The sequence below is a fragment of the Streptomyces sp. NPDC018031 genome, from assembly GCF_044327625.1.
GTDB lineage: Bacteria > Actinomycetota > Actinomycetes > Streptomycetales > Streptomycetaceae > Streptomyces.
This window is the reverse complement of record NZ_JBIRFT010000004.1, coordinates 319,333-336,121: the sequence shown is the minus strand read 5'-3', so window position 1 is coordinate 336,121 and position 16,789 is coordinate 319,333. Positions and strand designations below refer to the sequence as shown.

Here is a 16,789-nt window from a genome sequence, read left to right as displayed (position 1 = left end):
CACCCTCCGGTCGTCATGGTCGTACTACTTCCGCAGCTCGATGACGGTCTTGCCGATGCGGATCGGCGCGCCCAGCGGAATCGGTGTCGGTGTGGTGAGCCGGGTCCGGTCGAGGTACGTGCCGTTGGTCGACCCGAGGTCCTCGACGATCCACTGGCCGCTCTGGTCCGGGTAGATCCTGGCATGCCGGCTGGACGCGTAGTCGTCGTCCAGCACGATCGTGGAGTCATGGGCCCGGCCCAAGGTGATGGTCTGGCCCTGGAGGGCGACGGTGGTGCCGGTCAGCGTGCCCTCGGTGACGACCAGCTTGGTGGGTGCGTTCCGGCGGCCGCGGCCGCCGGACTGCTGGCGCTGCGGCGGCGGGGCGGACGCCTGCCGCTGCTGCTGCGGGCGGTCGGGGGCGCCGCGGCGGCCCGCCGCGGCGCGCTGCGTCACCCGGGTGCCGAACAGATCACTGCGAATGACCTGAACGGCCACGATGACGAACAGCCACAGTACGGCGAGGAAACCCAACCGCATGACCGTGAGGGTCAGCTCTGACATTGCCCCCGCTTCACCCTTCGGCTTGCCGGTAAACGATGGTGGTACTGCCCACGACGATCCGTGAGCCGTCGCGGAGCGTAGCGCGCGTGGTGTGCTGTCCGTCCACCACGATCCCGTTGGTCGACCCCAGGTCCTGGATGGTCGAGGGGTTTCCGACCCGGATCTCGCAGTGCCGGCGGGAGACCCCGGGGTCGTCGATCCGGACGTCCGCGTCGGTGCTGCGGCCGAGCACCAGGGTGGGCCGGGAGATCTGGTGACGGTTGCCGTTGATCTCGATCCAGCGGCGGGTCTGGGCGCCGCCCGCCCCGGCGCGGCCGCCCGGACGGGAGCCGGGCGGCGGGGTGCTGGGCATCGGCGGCGGACCCGACGGCTGGGCCGGGTAGCCGGCCGGTCCGGGGCGTACCGCGGTGGGCCGCTGGGGCGACGCCTGCGGCGGCTGCCCGGGCGGCTGGTGGCCCTGCTGCGGGTTCTGCGACTCGCTGGCGGCCAGCGTGCGGCTGCGCACCCGGTACAGGCCGGTGTCCAGGTCTTCCGCCTTCTGCAGGTGGACCTTGATGGCGCCCATGAAGGTGTAGCGCTGCTGCTTGGCGTAGTCGCGGACCATGCCGGACAGCTCGTCGCCGAGTTGTCCGGAGTACGGGCTGAGCCGATCGTAGTCCGGGGCGCTCAGCTCCACGATGAAGTCGTTGGGGACGACGGTGCGGTCCCGGTTCCAGATCGTGGCGTTGTTGTCGCACTCACGCTGGAGCGCGCCCGCGATCTCCACGGGTTGCACCTCTGACTTGAACACCTTGGCGAAGGTGCCGTTCACGAGACCTTCGAGACGCTGCTCGAACCGCTTGAGTACTCCCACGGGGCACCTCCTTCCTCAGTCGTTCCCAGAGTCGTTCACAGTGTCGTCCTGATACTGCTTACTGATCGTATCCACGCGTCGGGAAATCGGGTGGTTCCCCTTCCTGGCCCTGTGGAGCAGTGTGACCTCTCACAGGGATCGTAGAGGCGCCGTCATCACAGTGTCCCGCAACCGGCGAGGTCTCCGGTCGGCCGGGGGCGGACAAGCCGGTGAGGATTCCGGTCGGCGCGCGGCGGGGGACGCGGGACGGGCCGGGGGCGCCGGGCGATGCGGCGCGGCCGCCGGGCGGTCGCTCCGCGGGGCCCCGGCCGGTCGGGCGGTGTCCGGACGGCCGCCGGACCGCGGGGCCGCGGTCACCGGGCCGGGTGGCGGCGCCGGCGGCGGTACCGGGCGGGGTGGGGGGAGCTGCGTGGTGCGGGGTGGGGGGAGCTGCGTGGTGCGGGGCGGTGGGAACGGTGTGGTGCGGGGTGGTGGGAACGGTGTGGTGCGGGGTGGTGGGAACGGTGTGGTGCGGGGTGGTGGGGGCGTGTGGTGCGGGCGGTACCGGGTGGGGCGGTGGGAACGGTGTGGTGCGGGCGGTGGGGTGGAGATGAACGGGTGTGAAGACACCCTGGGCAGCGTGCTAATGTTCTGCATGTCGGAAGGCGCTCACGGAGCACCGGGTCGGATCACTCAGATCAGACCGGGGGCGTAAGAGAGAATCAGACGACAACACCCATGCGCGGGTGGCGGAATAGGCAGACGCGCTGGATTCAGGTTCCAGTGCCCGAAAGGGCGTGGGGGTTCAACTCCCCCCTCGCGCACAGATGAAGCGGGTCTCCCCCGGTGATGAAAGTCACTGAGGGAGACCCGCTTCTTTTTGTCTCGCGAAGTCTGTGAAGTCGATTACACGGCAGGCCCGCTGAGTCGGCGGGGACGGCCGGGCCGGTCCGGGCCATTCCGGTCCGGGCCATTCCGGTCTGGTCCAGTCCGGTCCGGTCCGGTCCGGTCGCCGGGTCTTCACGGGCTACCGCCGGGTCGGTCCGGGTTGGTCCGGGCCGGTCCGGTCCGGGTTGGTCAGAGTCGGGCCGGGCCTGTCAGGTCCGGTCCGGGTCGGTCAGGGTCGGTCCGGTCCCGCCGGTTCAGCGGACGGCGGCGCGGGCGAGAGTGAGGAAGTCCGCGGTGCTGGGGTGCGTGGGACGCACGGGCCAGGCGAGGTAGACGGTGATGGGCGGTGCCCCGGACACCGGCATGTATCGGACACCGGGGTGCGGGTGAACATGGCTGGTTCCCGCCGCCGTGACCCCCACCGCGTCGCCGGCGGCGATCACCGTCAGCCACTCGTCCACATTGCGGACCTCCACGCTGGCGCGCGGTCGTCGCTCCGGAGGCCACAGGTCGGCGCGGGTGGTGCCGGTGAGCGGGCAGACGGCGATGGTCTGGTCGAACAGTTCGGTGAGCGCCAACCGGTCCCGGCCGCACAGCGGGTGCCCCTCGGGGAGGGCAGCCAGCGGTTCCTCCTCGTACAGCGCTTCGAAGCGCACCCGCGGGTCACTCGGCGCGGTGCGGACCACGGCCACGTCGACCAGGCCGCGGGACAGCCCGGCGGTGCGCTCGTCGAGCCGGTGCACCTCCACCGGTACCCGGGGGTGGTCCCGGCGCCAGGACCGCAGCAGCGGGGTGGTGTACGGGCCGAAGGCGGCCCAGGTGTAGCCCAGCCGCAACGGGCGCGGGCCGGCGGCGGCCTCCGCGAGCGCCGCGTCCACGTGCGCCAGGATCGCGCGGGCCTCGTCGTACAGCTGACGGCCGGCCGGAGTCAGCTCCAGATGCCGGGTGGAACGGTCGGCGAGCCTGTTGCCGAGGCGCTGCTCCAACTGGTGCAGGGTGCGGGAGAGGGCGGGCTGGGTGATGTGCAGCCGGGCGGCGGCGCCGGTGATGGTTCCCTCGTCACCGATGGCGACCAGCGCCCGGAGATGGCGCAGCTCCACATCCATGTCTGTGGAGCATAGACGCTGTACAAACAGCATTTCACGGCGCTGCCGGGGCTTCGTAGCTTTCCGGGTATGGCGATGGGCGGACAGCTCGCGGGGAGCGCGGGCACGGGCGGGTTCCCGGGAGTGGGGGCCGACGGGGCGATCGGCGTACCCGGTGCCGGGCCGGGCGGCCTCGGCGCCATCGGCGAGGGCGGTGCGGCGGGGGGTGCCGGCACGGCCGGCGGTTCCGGCGCGGGCGGCCCGGGCACCGGCGGCGCGGCCAGGGGCCGGGGGCACCGGAGCGCGGGCACCGGTGCCGGGGTGGGGCTGGTGCTGGCGAGCGTGTGCTCGCTCCAGTTCGGCGCCGCGCTGGCGGCGACCCTGTTCCCGAGGCTGGGACCGCTGGGCGTGGTGACCTGCCGGCTGGTGGGGGCCGCGGTGGTGCTGGGGCTGCTGGGACGGCCCTGGGCGCACCGGCGGGGGCGCGGGGCGCGGGCATGGCGGGTCCCGGTGGTCTTCGGGGCGCTGACGGCCTGCATGAACGTGTGCCTGTACCTGGCCCTGGACCGGCTGCCGCTGGGGGTGGTGATCACCCTGGAGTTCCTCGGCCCGCTCGGGCTGGCCCTCGCCCTGTCGCGGCGCTGGGCGGACGCGGCGTGGTCGCTGTGCGCGGCGGCGGGTGTGGTGCTGCTCGGCGACAGCGTCGGCCGGTTCGACGCGGTCGGGGTGGGCTGCGCGCTGACCGCCGCCGCGTGCTGGGCCGGCTACATCGTGCTGACCCGGCGGATGGGCGCCGCGGGCGCCGCGGGCATGGCCGACCTGGCGCTCGCCTCGGGGGTGGCGCTGGTGCTCGTCGCCCCGCTGGGGGTGGCCCAGGCGGGCGGGGCGCTGCTCGACCCGGGTGCGCTGGCGCTCGGCGCGCTGGTGGGCGTGTTGTCGTCGGCCCTCCCGTACACCCTCGACCTGCTGGCGCTGCGGCGGCTGCCGCCGAGGATCTTCAGCGTGCTGATGAGTCTGGACCCGGCGGTGGCCGCACTCGCCGGCTGGCTGATCCTCGACCAAGGGCTGACCGCCCGGCAGGGCACGGCCATCGGACTGGTGGTGGTGGCCGGCATCGGAGTGACGGCGGGGGCCCGAGCGGCGCGGACCGGGGCGCGCCGGAAGCGGCAGCGGTGGCGCGAGCGGTGGCGGTGGCGGGCGGGCGGATCCGACCCTGACGGGGCCGGGCGCGGCGCGGGCCGGAAGTGACGTGGACAGGGGCGGAGCGCGGTAGCGGGACGGTCGGAGACGGCGGCAGCGTGGCGCGAGGGGCAGCGGTGGGGGTCAGGCGCGGGACGGGCGCGGGGCCGGGCTGGTGCGGGACGGGTCGGCGACGGCGGCAGCGGTGGGGGTCAGGCGCGGGACGGGCGCGAGGCCGGGCTGGTGCGGGACGCCGGGGCCGGGCCGCGGCGTGGGTCCCCGGGGCCGGCTACCGGGTGGCGAGGCGGGTGCGTACCGCGTACGACAGGGCTCCGGCCGCCAGGACCGCACTGCCGGTGATCACCGACACCGCGGGCAGGCTGAACGCCAGCAGCAGGCATCCGGTCAGCCCGACGACGGCCACCGTACGGACCACGGGGCGGCGGGCCGGCGTCTCCTCGGCGCGCAGTGTCCAGGCGGAGGCGTTGGCGATGGCGTAGTAGACGAGGACGCCGAAGGACGAGAACCCGATCGCGCCGCGCAGGTCGACGGTGGCGGCGAGGACCACGACCACGGCCCCGACGGTCAGCTCCGCCCGGCGCGGTACCTGGTGGCGCGGCTCGACGGCGGCCAGGAAGACCGGCAGGTGGCGGTCGCGGGCCATGGCGAGGCCGGTCCGGGAGACGCCGAGGATCAGGGCGAGCAGTGAACCGAGGGCGGCCACGGCGGCGCCGGCGCGCACCACGGGGGCGAGCTCCGGCACCCCGGCCGCGCGGACGGTGTCGGCGAGCGGCGCGGTGCTGCCGGCGAGACGGTCGGCCCCGAGGACCCCGAGGGCGACGACGGCGACGGCCGCATACACCACGAGGGTGATGCCCAGGGCGATCGGGATCGCGCGGGGGATGGTGCGGGCGGGGTCGCGGACCTCCTCTCCGAGGGTGGCCACCCGGGCGTACCCGGCGAAGGCGAAGAAGAGCAGCCCGGCGGCCTGCAGGACCCCGGTCATGGTGGCGTCGGAGCCGAGTTCCAGGTGCTGGGCGTCCGGATGGCCGCCGCCGAACCCGGCGACGACCACGGCGGTCAGTACGGCGAGCACGACGACCACGACGGCGCGGGTGAACCAGGCGGATTTCTGCACGCCCAGGCAGTTGAGGGCGGTGAGGGCCACCACGGCGGCGACCGCCACCGGGCGCTCGTGCCCGGGCCAGGCGTAGGCGCCCACGGTCAGCGCCATGGCCGCGCAGGAGGCGGTCTTGCCGACCACGAAACCCCAGCCGGCCAGGTGGCCCCAGAACGGGCCGAGCCGCTCCCGGCCGTAGACGTAGGTGCCGCCGGAGGCCGGGTAGCGGGCGGCGAGCCGGGCGGAGGAGGCGGCGTTGCAGTACGCCACCAGCGCCGCGAGGGCGAGCCCGACGAGGAGCCCGGAGCCCGCCGCACGGGCCGCCGGGGCGAAGGCGGCGAAGACGCCCGCGCCCAGCATCGCGCCCAGCCCGATGGTCACCGCGTCGCTGAGGCCCAGCCGGCGCCGCAGCTCACTGGGCTCGGGGGCGGTGGTGGTGACCATCATGTGCGGGGGCCTCCCGGATCGGGTCCGTGACGACGGGCTGCGGATGCCGCTGCACACCGTACGGGCCGGGAGGCGCCGGGGCACCACGGCCCGACGCGGCGCCTCTTCGACGCCGGACCGCCGTCCACTGTGGTCAGCCTGGGCGTCGGCCGCCGTTCACATGGAGGCGGTTCCGCACGCGGGTCGGAATCGATGCTCCGGGCGGACCGGTCCTCCATGCGGACCGGGTCGGCGCGCGGATCGGGTCGGCGCGCGGATCGGGTCGGCGCGCGGATCGGCCCTCCGCGCGGATCGGTCCTCCGCGCGGACCGGGTCGGGCGCGGACCGGGTCGGGCGCGGAGACGTTTCTTCCCGCGGAGCGGGACCCGGTCCACGTGAGGGTGGCAGCTCAGGCGAAGCGGGCGGCGAGTTCCTTGGCCTTGGCGACGGCCTCGGCATGCGCCGTGGCCTTGGAGGCGGCGGCCAGCTCGATGAGGTCGGCCATGGCCGGATTGGAGCGGGCCAGGGTCAGTTCCGGAACGATGAACTCCGGCTCCAGGCCGAGTCCGGCGCTGAGCACCTTGCCCAGGTAGGTGGTGACGAACTCGAAGCTCTCCCGGGGGGGTGCCCGGGCCGTAGCCACCGCCGCGGCTGGCGACCACGACGGTCGGGGTGCCGGAGGTGGTGGTCCGGTCGGCGCCGGAGGTGCGCCCGACGATGATCACGTGGTCGAGCCACGCCTTGAGCGTGGAAGCGATCGTGAAGTTGTACATCGGGGCGCCGATGAGGACCGCGTCGGCCTGCTCCAGTTCGGTGGCGAGCCGGTCGCGGAGCGCGAAGACGGCGCGCTGCTCATCGGTGTGGTCGGCCTGCGGAACGAAGCCCGCGGCGGCGGTCGGGCCGTCCAGGTGCGGCAGCGGCTCGGCGGCGAGGTCGCGGTAGACGACCGTGCCGCCGGGGTGCTGAGCCTCCCATTCGGCGCGGAAGGCCGCGGTGACGGCGCGGGAGGCGGACGCCTCGATGGGCGAGAACGACGAGTCGAGGTGCAGCAGCGTGGCCATGGGGTGTCTCCGTGTTCGAGATGGCGCTTCCGGGATGTCGCCGGCGCGGCCGAGCGGGGGTGGCGTCCTTCGGGATGCCGTCGGCTCGAGCGAGCCAGAAATCCGTATGTAGCTATTGATAACACAGGAACTTACTTTTCTATAGTCCCGCACGGTGGGGCAGTACTCTGATGGGTATGGCGAGCGGCAACCAGCACAGCGAAGAGGCGTGCAAGCAGGTCGACGCCGGGATGGCGCGCGTCTTCGGACTGTTCGGCAAGCGCTGGACCGGGCTGGTCGTCGCTGTCCTGATGGACCGGGAGGCCTACTTCGCCGACCTGCGGCGCGCCATCCCCGGTATCAGCGAGCGCATGCTCTCCGACCGGCTCACCGAACTGGTCGCGGCCGGCCTGGTGATCCGCGAGGTAGACGAGGGGCCGCCGCTGCGGGTCAGCTACCGGCTGACCGGGGCCGGCCGGGCACTGGAGCCCGCGCTGAAGGAGCTCACGCAATGGGCCGAGACCTACCTGCCGGAGGGCAGCGGCTGTCCGGAACAGTTCCGCACCTGACGCCGGCCGCGGTCTTGCCCGGGGCCGGGGCCGGGGCCGGGGCCGTGACTGTGACCATGGGCTCGATCGGCATCCTGGCCGTGGCCGTGGCCGTGGCCGTGGCCGTGGCCGTGGCCGTTGCCGGGGCCCGGGCCGGGGCTGGGGCGCCGGGCGCAGGGTAGGGCGCGGGGCCACTGCCGGACGCGGTCGGTACGGGGGAGAACCGGGGCGAGGGCGCGGGCGGACAGCCGCGCCCGTCCGCGGCGGAACCGCGGCGAGACCAGGACCAGGGCCAGGGCCCGTCAGGCCGGGACCGTGGCCAGGTCGGAACTCAGGCCCAAACCGTGCTCAGGCCGAAACCGTGGCCGGACCTGTGGCCGGGCCGGAGTGGAGCCGGTACCGAGCCGGGCCAGTACCGAGCGGGCCGGAATCGAGCCGGGCCGGAACCGAGCGGGCCGGTACCGAGCCGGGCCGAAGCCCCGGCGAGGAACGACGTGACGTGACGAGGCAACGAGGCAACGAGGTTATCCACAGCCTGTGCGGAGCTTCTGTGGGTTGTCACCGGGGTTATCCACAGGCCCTTACGGCAACCCGGCGCTCTGGGTACGGTCAGGGCGTCGCGCAGGACCCGGCGCCGTCGGCGCCGGACGTGGCCTGATGCGAGAAGCGACGGGGGACGGGGGCTCGGAATGACCGATGGGGAGACGACCGGGGGTGGCGCCGTGGGCGCGGGGGCGGCGACGGGCGGGCCGTCCGGGACCGGCAGCGCCCCCGCGGACGGCGAGCCGGCCGGCGAGGGGCGGGGGCGGGGCTCGGCCGGGAACGGCGTACCTGGGAGCGGGCCGGCTGTCGGCGCGCCCGGGAGGGGCGCCGCCGGGAGGGGCACGGCCGCCGGGTCGACTCCGCGGATTCCGCGGGTGCCGGGATTCGCACGGGAGCGGGACGGTGGCGCCCCGAAGCGCGAGGGCAAGGCGCTGCGGGAGCGGTTGCCGCGGACCGGACATGCCGAGCTGGTCATACCGGCCGGGCGACCGGACGTGGAGACCGCGGTGGCCGTGTCGAACGTGGGTCGTCTGCCGGAGCTCACCCCGATACGCGTCGGCCGGATGGCAGCCAACCCGTTCGCGTTCCTGCGCGGCGCCGCCGGGCTGATGGCGTACGACCTGGCGGCGGGGCCGGTGACGGGTGTGGGCGCCCAGATCTGCGGGGACGCGCACGCCGCCAACTTCGGGCTGTACGGCGACGCGCGGGGCGGCCTGGTGATCGACCTCAACGACTTCGACGAGACCCTGTACGGGCCGTGGGAGTGGGACGTGAAGCGCCTGGCGACGTCGCTGGTGCTGGCCGGCCGGGAGGTCGGCGCGGACGAGGACACCTGCCGGGCGGCGGCGCGGGACGCGGTCGGTGCCTACCGCCGCACCCTGCGGCTGCTAGCGAAACTTCCGGCGGCGGACGCCTGGCACGCGATCGCGGACGAGGAACTGGTGTCGCACACCGACGCCAAGGACCTCCTCGGGACCCTGGAGCGGGTCGCCGACAAGGCACGGCGGAACACCAGCGCGCGGTTCGCGGCCCGGTCGACGGAGCCGACCGAGGACGGCGGCCGCCGCTTCGTCGACGCGCCGCCGGTGCTGCGCCGGGTGCCGGACGAAGAGGCCGCGGCCGTCGCCGCCTCGCTGGGCGGGTACCTGGAGACGCTGCCCACCGACCGGTTGCCGCTGCTGGCCAGGTACGCCGTCCAGGACGTCGCCTTCCGCGTGGTGGGGACCGGAAGCGTGGGCACCCGCTCCTATGTGGTGCTGCTCCTCGACCACCGGGGCGAGCCGCTGGTGCTCCAGGTCAAGGAGGCCCGTGCCTCCGTGCTGCTGCCGCACGCGGCGCGGGTCGGGTTCGAGGTGCCGGTGGTCGCGCACGAGGGCCGCCGGGTGGTCGAAGGACAGAAGCGCATGCAGGTGGTGAGCGACATACTGCTCGGCTGGACCACGGTGCAGGGGCGCCCCTACCAGGTGCGGCAGTTCCGCAACCGCAAGGGCAGCGTGGACCCGGCCGCGCTGGCCGCCGACCAGGTGGACGACTACGGCCGGATGACCGGCGCCCTGCTCGCGCGGGCCCACGCGCACAGCGTCGACCCCCGCCTGCTGGCCGGTTACTGCGGCAAGACGGAGGAACTGGACGAGGCGGTGGCGTCCTTCGCGGTGGCCTACGCGGACCGCACCGAGGCGGATCACGCGGCCCTGGTCACGGCGGTCCGGGCCGGCCGGATACCCGCCGAACTCGGGGTGTGAGCCGGCAGCCGGGGTGGCGGGACTGCCGCCGGGCCTCGCGGGACCCCGCCCCGGGCGGCGGCGAGCCCCCGGGGGCGGCACGGCGGACACGGCACGCGACGTAGGCTGGGCGGGTGACGAACCCGGAAGCGGAGCAGCCGGATACGGCGACGGAGCCGATGTCCGACGCGGACGTAGCGGCCACCCAGCGGTTGGAACAGGCCGTGCGTGCGGCCGAGCAGGCGCTGATCGAGTTCGAGATCGCGGTGGAGACCTTCCGGATCGAGGTGGACAACTTCTCCCGGCTGCACCATCAGCGGCTCGGTCCGATGTACTCCCGCCTCGACGAGCTGGACGCACAGATCGCGGAGGCGGTCGCGGCACGCACCGGCGACCCCGAGGACGTGCGCCGGGCGCAGGAGGCACGCGGCCTGGTCATGCCGATGCCGCAGGTCGAGGAGCTGTTCTTCGGGTGGATGGACTCCGCCGGGATGCCTCCGGAAGCGACCGCGATGCTCACCGAGCAGCCGGTGCAGCCTCCGCCGCGGGTCCGGCCGAGCGAGGAGGCCCGACGGCTCTACCGGGACCTGGCCCGCCGGGCGCACCCCGACCTCGCGGACGGCGACGATGAGCGCCGTCGCCGTGGCGACTTCATCGTGCGGGTGAACGCCGCCTACGCCGCGGGCGACGAGGCGGTCCTGCGTGAGCTGGCGGCCGAGTGGGCCGCCGGACCCGAGGCACCCGAGCGGCGCGCTGGCCGGAGTGAGGAGCTCTACGCCCGGCTGGAGTGGCTGGCCGAGCGGAAGGAGATGCTCTCCGCGATGGCCGCCGAGCTGGAGGCGAGCGCCATAGGCGCGATGATCAAGATGGCGCCGGAGGACCCGGACACGTTGCTGGAGGAGATCGCCGAGCAGTTGCTCGCACAGGTGGCGGAGAAAGAAGCCCGCCTGGCGGAGCTGGTGAAGTAGCCTCGCTGGAGGCCCTGGGGTCCGAGCCCAGCGGTCGGCCGGACCCGGCCGAAGAGAGAGGTTTCCCTGATGCAGTTTGGCCCGCTTCCCGAGGTGGACGCCGCGGCGGTGCCGTCCGACGCCTTCCTGCTGGACGTCCGGGAGGACAACGAGTGGGTGGCAGGTCATGCCGAGGGCGCCCTGCACATCCCGATGGGGGAGGTCGTCGAAAGGTTCGGCGAACTCACCGAGGCCGTCGCCGACGGTCGCCGGGTACATGTGATGTGCCGGGTCGGCGGCCGTTCGGCGCAGGTGACCCAGTACCTGGTCGCCCAGGGCCTGGACGCGGTGAACGTGGACGGCGGCATGCTGGGCTGGGTCGCCGCGGAGCGCCCGGTGATCAGTGGGCACGGCCCGGACGTGGAAGGCTACGTCCTCTGACCCGCCCCCCTTTCTGACCGCCGGCCGGGACCGGTCCGCTGCCGGCCCCGCGGCCCGGCTCCACTCTTCCGCCGCGACTGGCGACCCGCCGGCCCCACCACGGCCCCGCGGCCCGGTCGTGCTCCTCACCGGCGACCGGTGACCGGGCCGACCCGCGGCCCCGCGCGCCGGCCCCACCACGGGCCTGCCGCCCGGCTGTGCCCCTGACCGGCGACCGGTGGATGGCGACCGGCGACCGGTGGTCGGGATCGCCCGCGGCCCCGTGCCCCGGCCCCACCACGAGACTGCGGCCCGGCAGTGCACCTGACTGCTGTCGGCGACCGGTGGCCGCGACTGGTGGTCGGGATCGCCCGCGGCCCCGCGCGCCGGCCCCACCACGAGACGGCCGCCCGGCTGTGCCCCTGACCGGCGACCAGTGGATGGCGACCGGCGAGCGGTGGTCGGGATCGCCTGCGGCCCCGCGCGCCGGCCCCACAACGAGGCTGCGGTCCGGCAGTGCACCTGACCGGCTATCGGCGACCGAGTCCGCCACCGACCCGAGCCCCGGCTCCACGCCTCCATCGCGACCGGGGGCGACTGACCGGCTCCACCACGCGCCCGCGGCCCGGCTGTGTCCTGACCGGCGGCCGGTGGATCCGCGACCGGTAACCGGAGCCGCGCGGCCCTGCGGCACGCGACCCAGTAACGCCGTGGCTTCGCGGTATGCGGCTCTATGGCCCCGAGGTCATACGGGACCTGCCGACCTCAGTGCCAGAGCCCCGTGGACCCACGATCGTGCGGTCCCGCGGCGCGGACCGCCGGCCGCGGTGGGGGTGCGGCGCGGTCAGCGGTCGAAGTCCAGCTCCACCTGTTCACCGAGCGGATGGGACTGGCAGGCGAGTACGTACCCCGCGTCCACCTCCTCCGGCTCCAGCGCGAAGTTGCGGTCCATCCGTATCTCGCCGGAGACCAGAAAGGCTCGGCAGGTGCCGCAGACTCCGCCCTTGCACGCGTACGGGGCGTCGGCGCGGTTGCGCAGGACCGTCTCCAGCAGGGATTCGCCGTCCTCGACCGGCCAGCTGCCCGACCGGCCGTCGAGGGTCGCGGTCACGGTGCTGTGGGCCGGGGCCGAGGGCCGGTTCGCCGCGGGGGCATCGCCGTCGTCGACATGGAAGATCTCCTGGTGGACGCGGTCCCGTGACACCCCGAGGGCGCGCAGCGCTCGCTCCGCCTCCTGCACCAGGCCGTAGGGCCCGCACAGGAACCAGCCGTCCACGGAGGCCACCGGCAGCAGGCTGGGGAGCAGGCCGGTCAGTCGTTCCTCGTCCAGCCGGCCGGAGACCAGCCCGGCCTGCTGCTCCTCCCGGGACAGGGCGCTCACCAGTTGGAAGCGGTCCGGCCAGCGGTCCTTCAGGTCGGCGACTTCCTCGAGGAACATCGTCGAGGCGGCGGTCCGGTCGCTGCGTATCAGGCAGAACCGTGCTTCCGGGCACCGGGCGAGCAGCGTGGCGGCGATGGACAGCACCGGGGTGATCCCGCTGCCCCCCACGATCGCCGCGAAGGTGCCGGGCCGGGGCTCCAGGACGAAGCGCCCGGCCGGCGGCATCACCTCCACGGTGTCCCCGGCCGCGAGTTCCTTCAGCGCGTAGGTCGAGAACTCGCCCCCGTCGACCAGCCGCACGCCGACCTGGAGCGAGTCGGGTCCGTCCGCCGAAGCGGAGGCCGGGGTGCAGATCGAGTAGGTCCGCCGGATCTCGGTGCCGTCCACGAAGCGCCGCAAGGTGATGTGCTGACCAGGGGTGTAGCGGTACAGCTCGCGGAGTTCGGCCGGGACGGCCAGGGTGACGGCGGCCGAGTCGTCGGTGAGCGGATCGACCGCCGTCACCCGGAGCGGGTGGAAGGCGTGGTGGGCCGCGGCGGAGGACGGGCGGGCCATCACAACTCCTTGAAGTGGTCGAACGGTTCGCGGCAGGCCTCGCACCGGCGCAGCGCCTTGCACGCGGTCGAGGAGAAGCGGCTGAGCAGCGTGGTGTCGGTCGATCCGCAGTGCGGGCAGCGGATGGCGAGGGTCACCGGCACCGGGCCCGCGGCGCGCGGCGGGGCGATGCCGTACTCCGCCAGCTTCCGGCGCCCCTCGGTGGTGATGGCATCGGTGGACCACGGCGGGGAGAGCACGGTCCGGACCTCGACCTGGGTCATGCCGTGGTCGTGCAGCACCCGCTCGATGTCCGCGGCCATCGTCTCGATCGCGGGGCAGCCGGTGTAGGTGGGAGTGAGCCGCACCTCGACCCGGCCCGGTGCCACGACCTGCACCCCGCGCAGCACGCCCAGTTCGGCGAGGGTGATCACCGGCAGCTCCGGGTCCGGCACGGCCCCTGCCAGCTCGGTGAGCTCGGCTTCCAGCGGAGTGAGCGTCACCATGTCGCCCCCGGGTGGCTGCGGTGCAGATGCTGCATCTCGGCGAGCATCCGGCCGAAGGACTCGGTGTGGATGCCCTGCCGTCCGCCGCCGGCCGTCCACGCGTCCCGCTGCGGTCCGCCGGGAACGGTCAGCGTGGCGCGCTCCAGTACCGAGGTGATGCGGGTCCGCCAGCCGACCTGCAGTGCGGCCCAGTCCACCTCGCACCCTTCGACCGGCTCGAACAGCTCACCGGTGAAGCGCCACAGGGCGTCTATCCCCTGCTGCATCCGCCGGTGGCTGTCGTCGGTGCCGTCACCGAGCCGCAGCGTCCAGTGCTCGGCGTGATCGCGGTGGTAGGCGACCTCCTTGACTGCCTTGGCCGCGAGCGGGGCCAGCTCGCCGTCTCCCGCGGCCAGTTGCCGGAACAGCAGCTCCTGGTAGGTGGAGAAGTAGAGCTGGCGTGCCATGGTGTGCGCGAAGTCGCCGTTCGGCTGCTCGACCAGTTGCACGTTGCGGAACGCCCGCTCCTCGCGGAGGTAGGCGAGTTCGTCCTCGTCGCCGGCGAGCGAGAGCAGCACCCGGGCCTGGCCGAGGAGGTCCAGCGCGATGTTCGCCAGGGCCACCTCCTCCTCCAGGACCGGGGCGTGTCCGGCCCACTCACCGAGCCGCTGGGAGAGCACCAGCGCGTCGTCGCCCAGGGCGATGGCGGCGGTCACAGGTGCCGCACCCCCTCGGGGATCTCGTAGAACGTGGGATGCCGGTAGGGCTTGTCGGCGGAGGGCTCGAAGAACGGGTCCTTCTCGTCCGGGGACGAAGCGGTGATCGCGGCGGAGGGCACCACCCAGAGGGAGACGCCCTCCGAGCGGCGGGTGTAGAGGTCGCGCGCGTTCCGCAGAGCCATCTCGGCGTCCGGCGCGTGGAGACTGCCGGCGTGGGTGTGGCTGAGCCCGCGCCTGCTGCGGACGAACACCTCCCACAGGGGCCAGTCCTTACCGCCCGTTTCCGTGGTCATGACCGTGCCTCTCCGTGCTTCGCGGCATAGGCCGCGGCCGCTTCGCGCACCCAGGCGCCTTCCTCGTGGGCCCGGCGCCGCTGGGAGAGCCGCTGGGCGTTGCAGGGACCGTTGCCGCGCAGCACGTCGCGGAACTCGTCCCAGTCGATCGGACCGAAGTCGTAGTGCCCGCGCGTCTCGTTCCACCGGAGGTCGGGGTCGGGGAGGGTCAGCCCCAGACTCTCCGCCTGCGGGACGCAGATGTCGACGAAGCGCTGGCGCAGCTCGTCGTTGGAATGGCGCTTGATCTTCCACGCCATCGACTGCGCCGAGTGTGCCGACTCGTCGTCGGGCGGGCCGAACATCATCAGCGACGGCCACCACCAGCGGTCGACGGCGTCCTGCGCCATGGCGTGCTGTGCCTCGGTGCCCCTGCTGAGTGCCAGCAGCGCCTCGTAGCCCTGACGCTGGTGGAAGGACTCCTCCTTGCAGACGCGGACCATGGCACGCGCGTACGGACCGTACGAGCAGCGGCACAGCGGCACCTGGTTGGTGATCGCCGCCCCATCCACCAGCCAGCCGATGGCACCGACGTCCGCCCAGGTCAGCGTGGGGTAGTTGAAGATGGAGGAGTACTTCTGGCGGCCGGAGTGCAGCTTGTCCAGCAGCTCCTCCCGGCTGGCGCCCAGCGTCTCGGCCGCGCTGTAGAGGTACAGGCCGTGGCCCGCCTCGTCCTGGACCTTGGCCATCAGGATCGCCTTGCGCCGGAGTGAGGGCGCGCGGGTGATCCAGTTGGCCTCTGGCTGCATCCCGATGATCTCGGAGTGCGCGTGCTGCGCTATCTGCCGGATCAGGGACGCGCGGTACTCGTCGGGCATCCAGTCCCGTGGCTCGATGCGCTCGTCCGCGGCCAGGGCGGCGTCGAACACCGCCTCGTACGCACCTGCGTCCGCCGCCATGGTGGTCATGCCAGGCCCCCTCGCCCTCGCTGCCGGGCGACCGGTCGACCCTACCGACCGATCGTTCGGTTCAATGGTGGGCCGAGGGAACGTAGGGTGTCAACCCTGTGGATAACCAGGTGGCCCCTGTGCCGGGCGGGCCCGCGTAGGTACCGTTCCGGGACGGGACGTCGGGGTGTGCGACCGGCGAGGTGGCGGCGCGGCACGGGGATCGGGGCGGAATGGAGCGGGACGAGCACAGGACCGGCGAGGTGACCGGACTCTCACTGCCCGCGCAACTGATCGTCGCTGTCGTGGCGGCCGTGGTGGTGGTCGCCGTCGCGGTCCACCTGACCATGGTGTTCCTGCACGTCGCGCCCTCCAACACGATGAGCAAGAAGCACGGCGAGGCGATCGACGAGTACGTCTATCCCGAGTTCGAACAGAACTGGAAACTCTTCGCCCCCAATCCGCTGCAGCAGAACGTCGCGGTCCACGCGCGCGCCGAGATCCGCACGCCGGACGGCGGTACCTCGACGACCGGCTGGAAGAACCTGTCCGCGCAGGACGGCGCGGCCATCCGCCACAACCTGCTGCCCAGCCACACCCAGCAGAACGTGCTGCGCCGCGCCTGGGACTTCTACGCGGGGTCCCACGATGCGCAGGACCAGCCGCTCGGGGAACGCGGCGTGCTCTACGGCCAGTACCTCAAGCGGATCGTGATGCTGCGCCTCGGCACGGAGGAGGACGGCGGCACGGTGCAGCGGGTGCAGATCCGGACGGCCACCACTCCGGTCGGCCCGCCGCCCTGGAGTGAGGAGAGGTTCGACACGAAGACCGTGTACCGGGAACTGCCCTGGTGGTCGGTGACCGTGGCGGACGTGCCGGAAGGGGCGGGCCGGTGACGGAACCGATCGAGCGTCCTTCCGGCGGGACGGCGGACCGGGTCCCGCCGCCGGCCGCTCCCCGCACCGCACCGGCGACCGGACCGGCGTCCCCGCCCCCGGTTCCTCCGTTGCCTCCTCCGATGCCGCCGACGGAACCGCCGCTGCCCTCGGCCGCTCCCCCGGTGCCGGCGGGGGCGGGCGCGGCAGCCGCGTCACCCGCACCGCCTCCGGTGCCGTGCGTTTCGCCGGAGCCGGCCTCCGCGCCGGCCGGCGGCGCGCCG

General features: G+C 73.8%; 15 protein-coding genes, 1 tRNA gene and 1 pseudogene. 7 read left to right on the top strand and 10 right to left on the bottom strand.

Annotated features, from left to right (window positions below; all coding sequences use genetic code 11):
• Nucleotides 1-24: 24 nt before the first annotated feature.
• Nucleotides 25-543: an FHA domain-containing protein gene (locus ACH4B3_RS13735; RefSeq protein WP_398463008.1), complete on the bottom strand. Its 519-nt coding sequence runs from the start codon at nucleotides 541-543 to the stop codon at nucleotides 25-27.
• A 10-nt stretch (nucleotides 544-553) separates the two neighbouring features.
• Nucleotides 554-1,396 (bottom strand): FhaA domain-containing protein, encoded by an 843-nt coding sequence (locus tag ACH4B3_RS13730; protein WP_398463007.1) that lies wholly within the window; start codon nucleotides 1,394-1,396, stop codon nucleotides 554-556.
• Between the two features lie 719 nt (nucleotides 1,397-2,115).
• On the opposite strand from ACH4B3_RS13730, the gene ACH4B3_RS13725 reads away from it, so the two are divergent.
• Nucleotides 2,116-2,199, top strand: a tRNA-Leu gene (locus ACH4B3_RS13725).
• Between the two features lie 318 nt (nucleotides 2,200-2,517).
• Here the strand turns inward: ACH4B3_RS13725 and ACH4B3_RS13720 are convergent.
• The gene (locus ACH4B3_RS13720) at nucleotides 2,518-3,369 is read right to left on the bottom strand and encodes a LysR family transcriptional regulator (RefSeq protein WP_398463006.1); all 852 of its coding nucleotides are present in this window, start codon (nucleotides 3,367-3,369) and stop codon (nucleotides 2,518-2,520) included.
• Nucleotides 3,370-3,438: 69 nt separating this feature from the next.
• On the opposite strand from ACH4B3_RS13720, the gene ACH4B3_RS13715 reads away from it, so the two are divergent.
• Nucleotides 3,439-4,596: an EamA family transporter gene (locus ACH4B3_RS13715; protein WP_398463005.1), complete on the top strand. Its 1,158-nt coding sequence runs from the start codon at nucleotides 3,439-3,441 to the stop codon at nucleotides 4,594-4,596.
• 220 nt (nucleotides 4,597-4,816) lie between these two features.
• Here ACH4B3_RS13715 and ACH4B3_RS13710 read toward each other — a convergent pair whose 3' ends face one another.
• Together ACH4B3_RS13710 and ACH4B3_RS13705 are read right to left on the bottom strand one after the other, a co-directional pair.
• Nucleotides 4,817-6,094: an APC family permease gene (locus tag ACH4B3_RS13710; protein WP_398463004.1), complete on the bottom strand. Its 1,278-nt coding sequence runs from the start codon at nucleotides 6,092-6,094 to the stop codon at nucleotides 4,817-4,819.
• A gap of 388 nt (nucleotides 6,095-6,482) precedes the next feature.
• Nucleotides 6,483-7,134 (bottom strand): annotated as a pseudogene (locus ACH4B3_RS13705) (FMN-dependent NADH-azoreductase).
• Between the two features lie 176 nt (nucleotides 7,135-7,310).
• Here ACH4B3_RS13705 and ACH4B3_RS13700 point away from each other — a divergent pair.
• The 4 genes from ACH4B3_RS13700 to ACH4B3_RS13685 all read left to right on the top strand — a co-directional run bounded on the left by ACH4B3_RS13700 (nucleotide 7,311) and on the right by ACH4B3_RS13685 (nucleotide 11,313).
• Complete coding sequence (locus tag ACH4B3_RS13700) at nucleotides 7,311-7,682, top strand: winged helix-turn-helix transcriptional regulator (protein WP_398463003.1); 372 nt, start codon at nucleotides 7,311-7,313, stop codon at nucleotides 7,680-7,682.
• A gap of 668 nt (nucleotides 7,683-8,350) precedes the next feature.
• The gene (locus ACH4B3_RS13695; protein WP_398463002.1) at nucleotides 8,351-9,946 is read left to right on the top strand and encodes a DUF2252 domain-containing protein; all 1,596 of its coding nucleotides are present in this window, start codon (nucleotides 8,351-8,353) and stop codon (nucleotides 9,944-9,946) included.
• Between the two features lie 113 nt (nucleotides 9,947-10,059).
• The gene (locus tag ACH4B3_RS13690) at nucleotides 10,060-10,893 is read left to right on the top strand and encodes a hypothetical protein (RefSeq protein WP_398463001.1); all 834 of its coding nucleotides are present in this window, start codon (nucleotides 10,060-10,062) and stop codon (nucleotides 10,891-10,893) included.
• Between the two features lie 69 nt (nucleotides 10,894-10,962).
• Nucleotides 10,963-11,313, top strand: coding sequence for a rhodanese-like domain-containing protein (locus tag ACH4B3_RS13685; protein WP_398463000.1), 351 nt, complete (start codon nucleotides 10,963-10,965; stop codon nucleotides 11,311-11,313).
• Between the two features lie 823 nt (nucleotides 11,314-12,136).
• Here the strand turns inward: ACH4B3_RS13685 and ACH4B3_RS13680 are convergent.
• The 5 genes from ACH4B3_RS13680 to paaA are packed head-to-tail and all read right to left on the bottom strand — an operon-like array spanning nucleotide 12,137 to nucleotide 15,651.
• Entirely contained in the window at nucleotides 12,137-13,228 is a 1,092-nt protein-coding gene (locus tag ACH4B3_RS13680) for a 2Fe-2S iron-sulfur cluster-binding protein (RefSeq protein WP_398462999.1), read from the bottom strand.
• Nucleotides 13,228-13,713: a 1,2-phenylacetyl-CoA epoxidase subunit PaaD gene (gene paaD / locus ACH4B3_RS13675; protein ID WP_398462998.1), complete on the bottom strand. Its 486-nt coding sequence runs from the start codon at nucleotides 13,711-13,713 to the stop codon at nucleotides 13,228-13,230. The genes ACH4B3_RS13680 and paaD overlap by 1 nt, the downstream gene beginning before the upstream one ends.
• Nucleotides 13,707-14,408: a 1,2-phenylacetyl-CoA epoxidase subunit PaaC gene (gene paaC / locus ACH4B3_RS13670; protein WP_398462997.1), complete on the bottom strand. Its 702-nt coding sequence runs from the start codon at nucleotides 14,406-14,408 to the stop codon at nucleotides 13,707-13,709. The genes paaD and paaC overlap by 7 nt, the downstream gene beginning before the upstream one ends.
• A complete protein-coding gene (paaB, locus tag ACH4B3_RS13665; protein WP_398462996.1) occupies nucleotides 14,405-14,704 on the bottom strand; it encodes a 1,2-phenylacetyl-CoA epoxidase subunit PaaB in 300 nt (99 codons plus the stop codon). The genes paaC and paaB overlap by 4 nt, the downstream gene beginning before the upstream one ends.
• Nucleotides 14,701-15,651 carry a 1,2-phenylacetyl-CoA epoxidase subunit PaaA gene (gene paaA, locus ACH4B3_RS13660; RefSeq protein WP_398462995.1) on the bottom strand — a complete coding sequence of 317 codons (951 nt, stop codon included), beginning with the start codon at nucleotides 15,649-15,651 and terminating at the stop codon, nucleotides 14,701-14,703. Before paaA ends, paaB begins: the two co-directional genes overlap by 4 nt.
• A 212-nt stretch (nucleotides 15,652-15,863) precedes the next feature.
• On the opposite strand from paaA, the gene ACH4B3_RS13655 reads away from it, so the two are divergent.
• Nucleotides 15,864-16,526, top strand: coding sequence for a DUF5819 family protein (locus ACH4B3_RS13655; RefSeq protein ID WP_398462994.1), 663 nt, complete (start codon nucleotides 15,864-15,866; stop codon nucleotides 16,524-16,526).
• The last annotated feature ends 263 nt before the right edge of the window (nucleotides 16,527-16,789 follow it).

Excerpts from the sequence above, each read along its gene's own strand:
- paaD (WP_398462998.1), bottom strand. The coding sequence starts at position 13,713 with ATGGTGACGCTCACTCCGCTGGAAGCCGAGCTCACCGAGCTGGCAGGG.
- ACH4B3_RS13715 (WP_398463005.1), top strand. The coding sequence starts at position 3,439 with ATGGCGATGGGCGGACAGCTCGCGGGGAGCGCGGGCACGGGCGGGTTC.
- paaB (WP_398462996.1), bottom strand. The coding sequence starts at position 14,704 with ATGACCACGGAAACGGGCGGTAAGGACTGGCCCCTGTGGGAGGTGTTC.
- ACH4B3_RS13685 (WP_398463000.1), top strand. The coding sequence starts at position 10,963 with ATGCAGTTTGGCCCGCTTCCCGAGGTGGACGCCGCGGCGGTGCCGTCC.
- ACH4B3_RS13655 (WP_398462994.1), top strand. The coding sequence starts at position 15,864 with ATGGAGCGGGACGAGCACAGGACCGGCGAGGTGACCGGACTCTCACTG.
- ACH4B3_RS13695 (WP_398463002.1), top strand. The coding sequence starts at position 8,351 with ATGACCGATGGGGAGACGACCGGGGGTGGCGCCGTGGGCGCGGGGGCG.
- paaA (WP_398462995.1), bottom strand. The coding sequence starts at position 15,651 with ATGACCACCATGGCGGCGGACGCAGGTGCGTACGAGGCGGTGTTCGAC.
- ACH4B3_RS13720 (WP_398463006.1), bottom strand. The coding sequence starts at position 3,369 with ATGGATGTGGAGCTGCGCCATCTCCGGGCGCTGGTCGCCATCGGTGAC.
- ACH4B3_RS13700 (WP_398463003.1), top strand. The coding sequence starts at position 7,311 with ATGGCGAGCGGCAACCAGCACAGCGAAGAGGCGTGCAAGCAGGTCGAC.
- ACH4B3_RS13710 (WP_398463004.1), bottom strand. The coding sequence starts at position 6,094 with ATGATGGTCACCACCACCGCCCCCGAGCCCAGTGAGCTGCGGCGCCGG.
- ACH4B3_RS13735 (WP_398463008.1), bottom strand. The coding sequence starts at position 543 with ATGTCAGAGCTGACCCTCACGGTCATGCGGTTGGGTTTCCTCGCCGTA.
- ACH4B3_RS13680 (WP_398462999.1), bottom strand. The coding sequence starts at position 13,228 with ATGGCCCGCCCGTCCTCCGCCGCGGCCCACCACGCCTTCCACCCGCTC.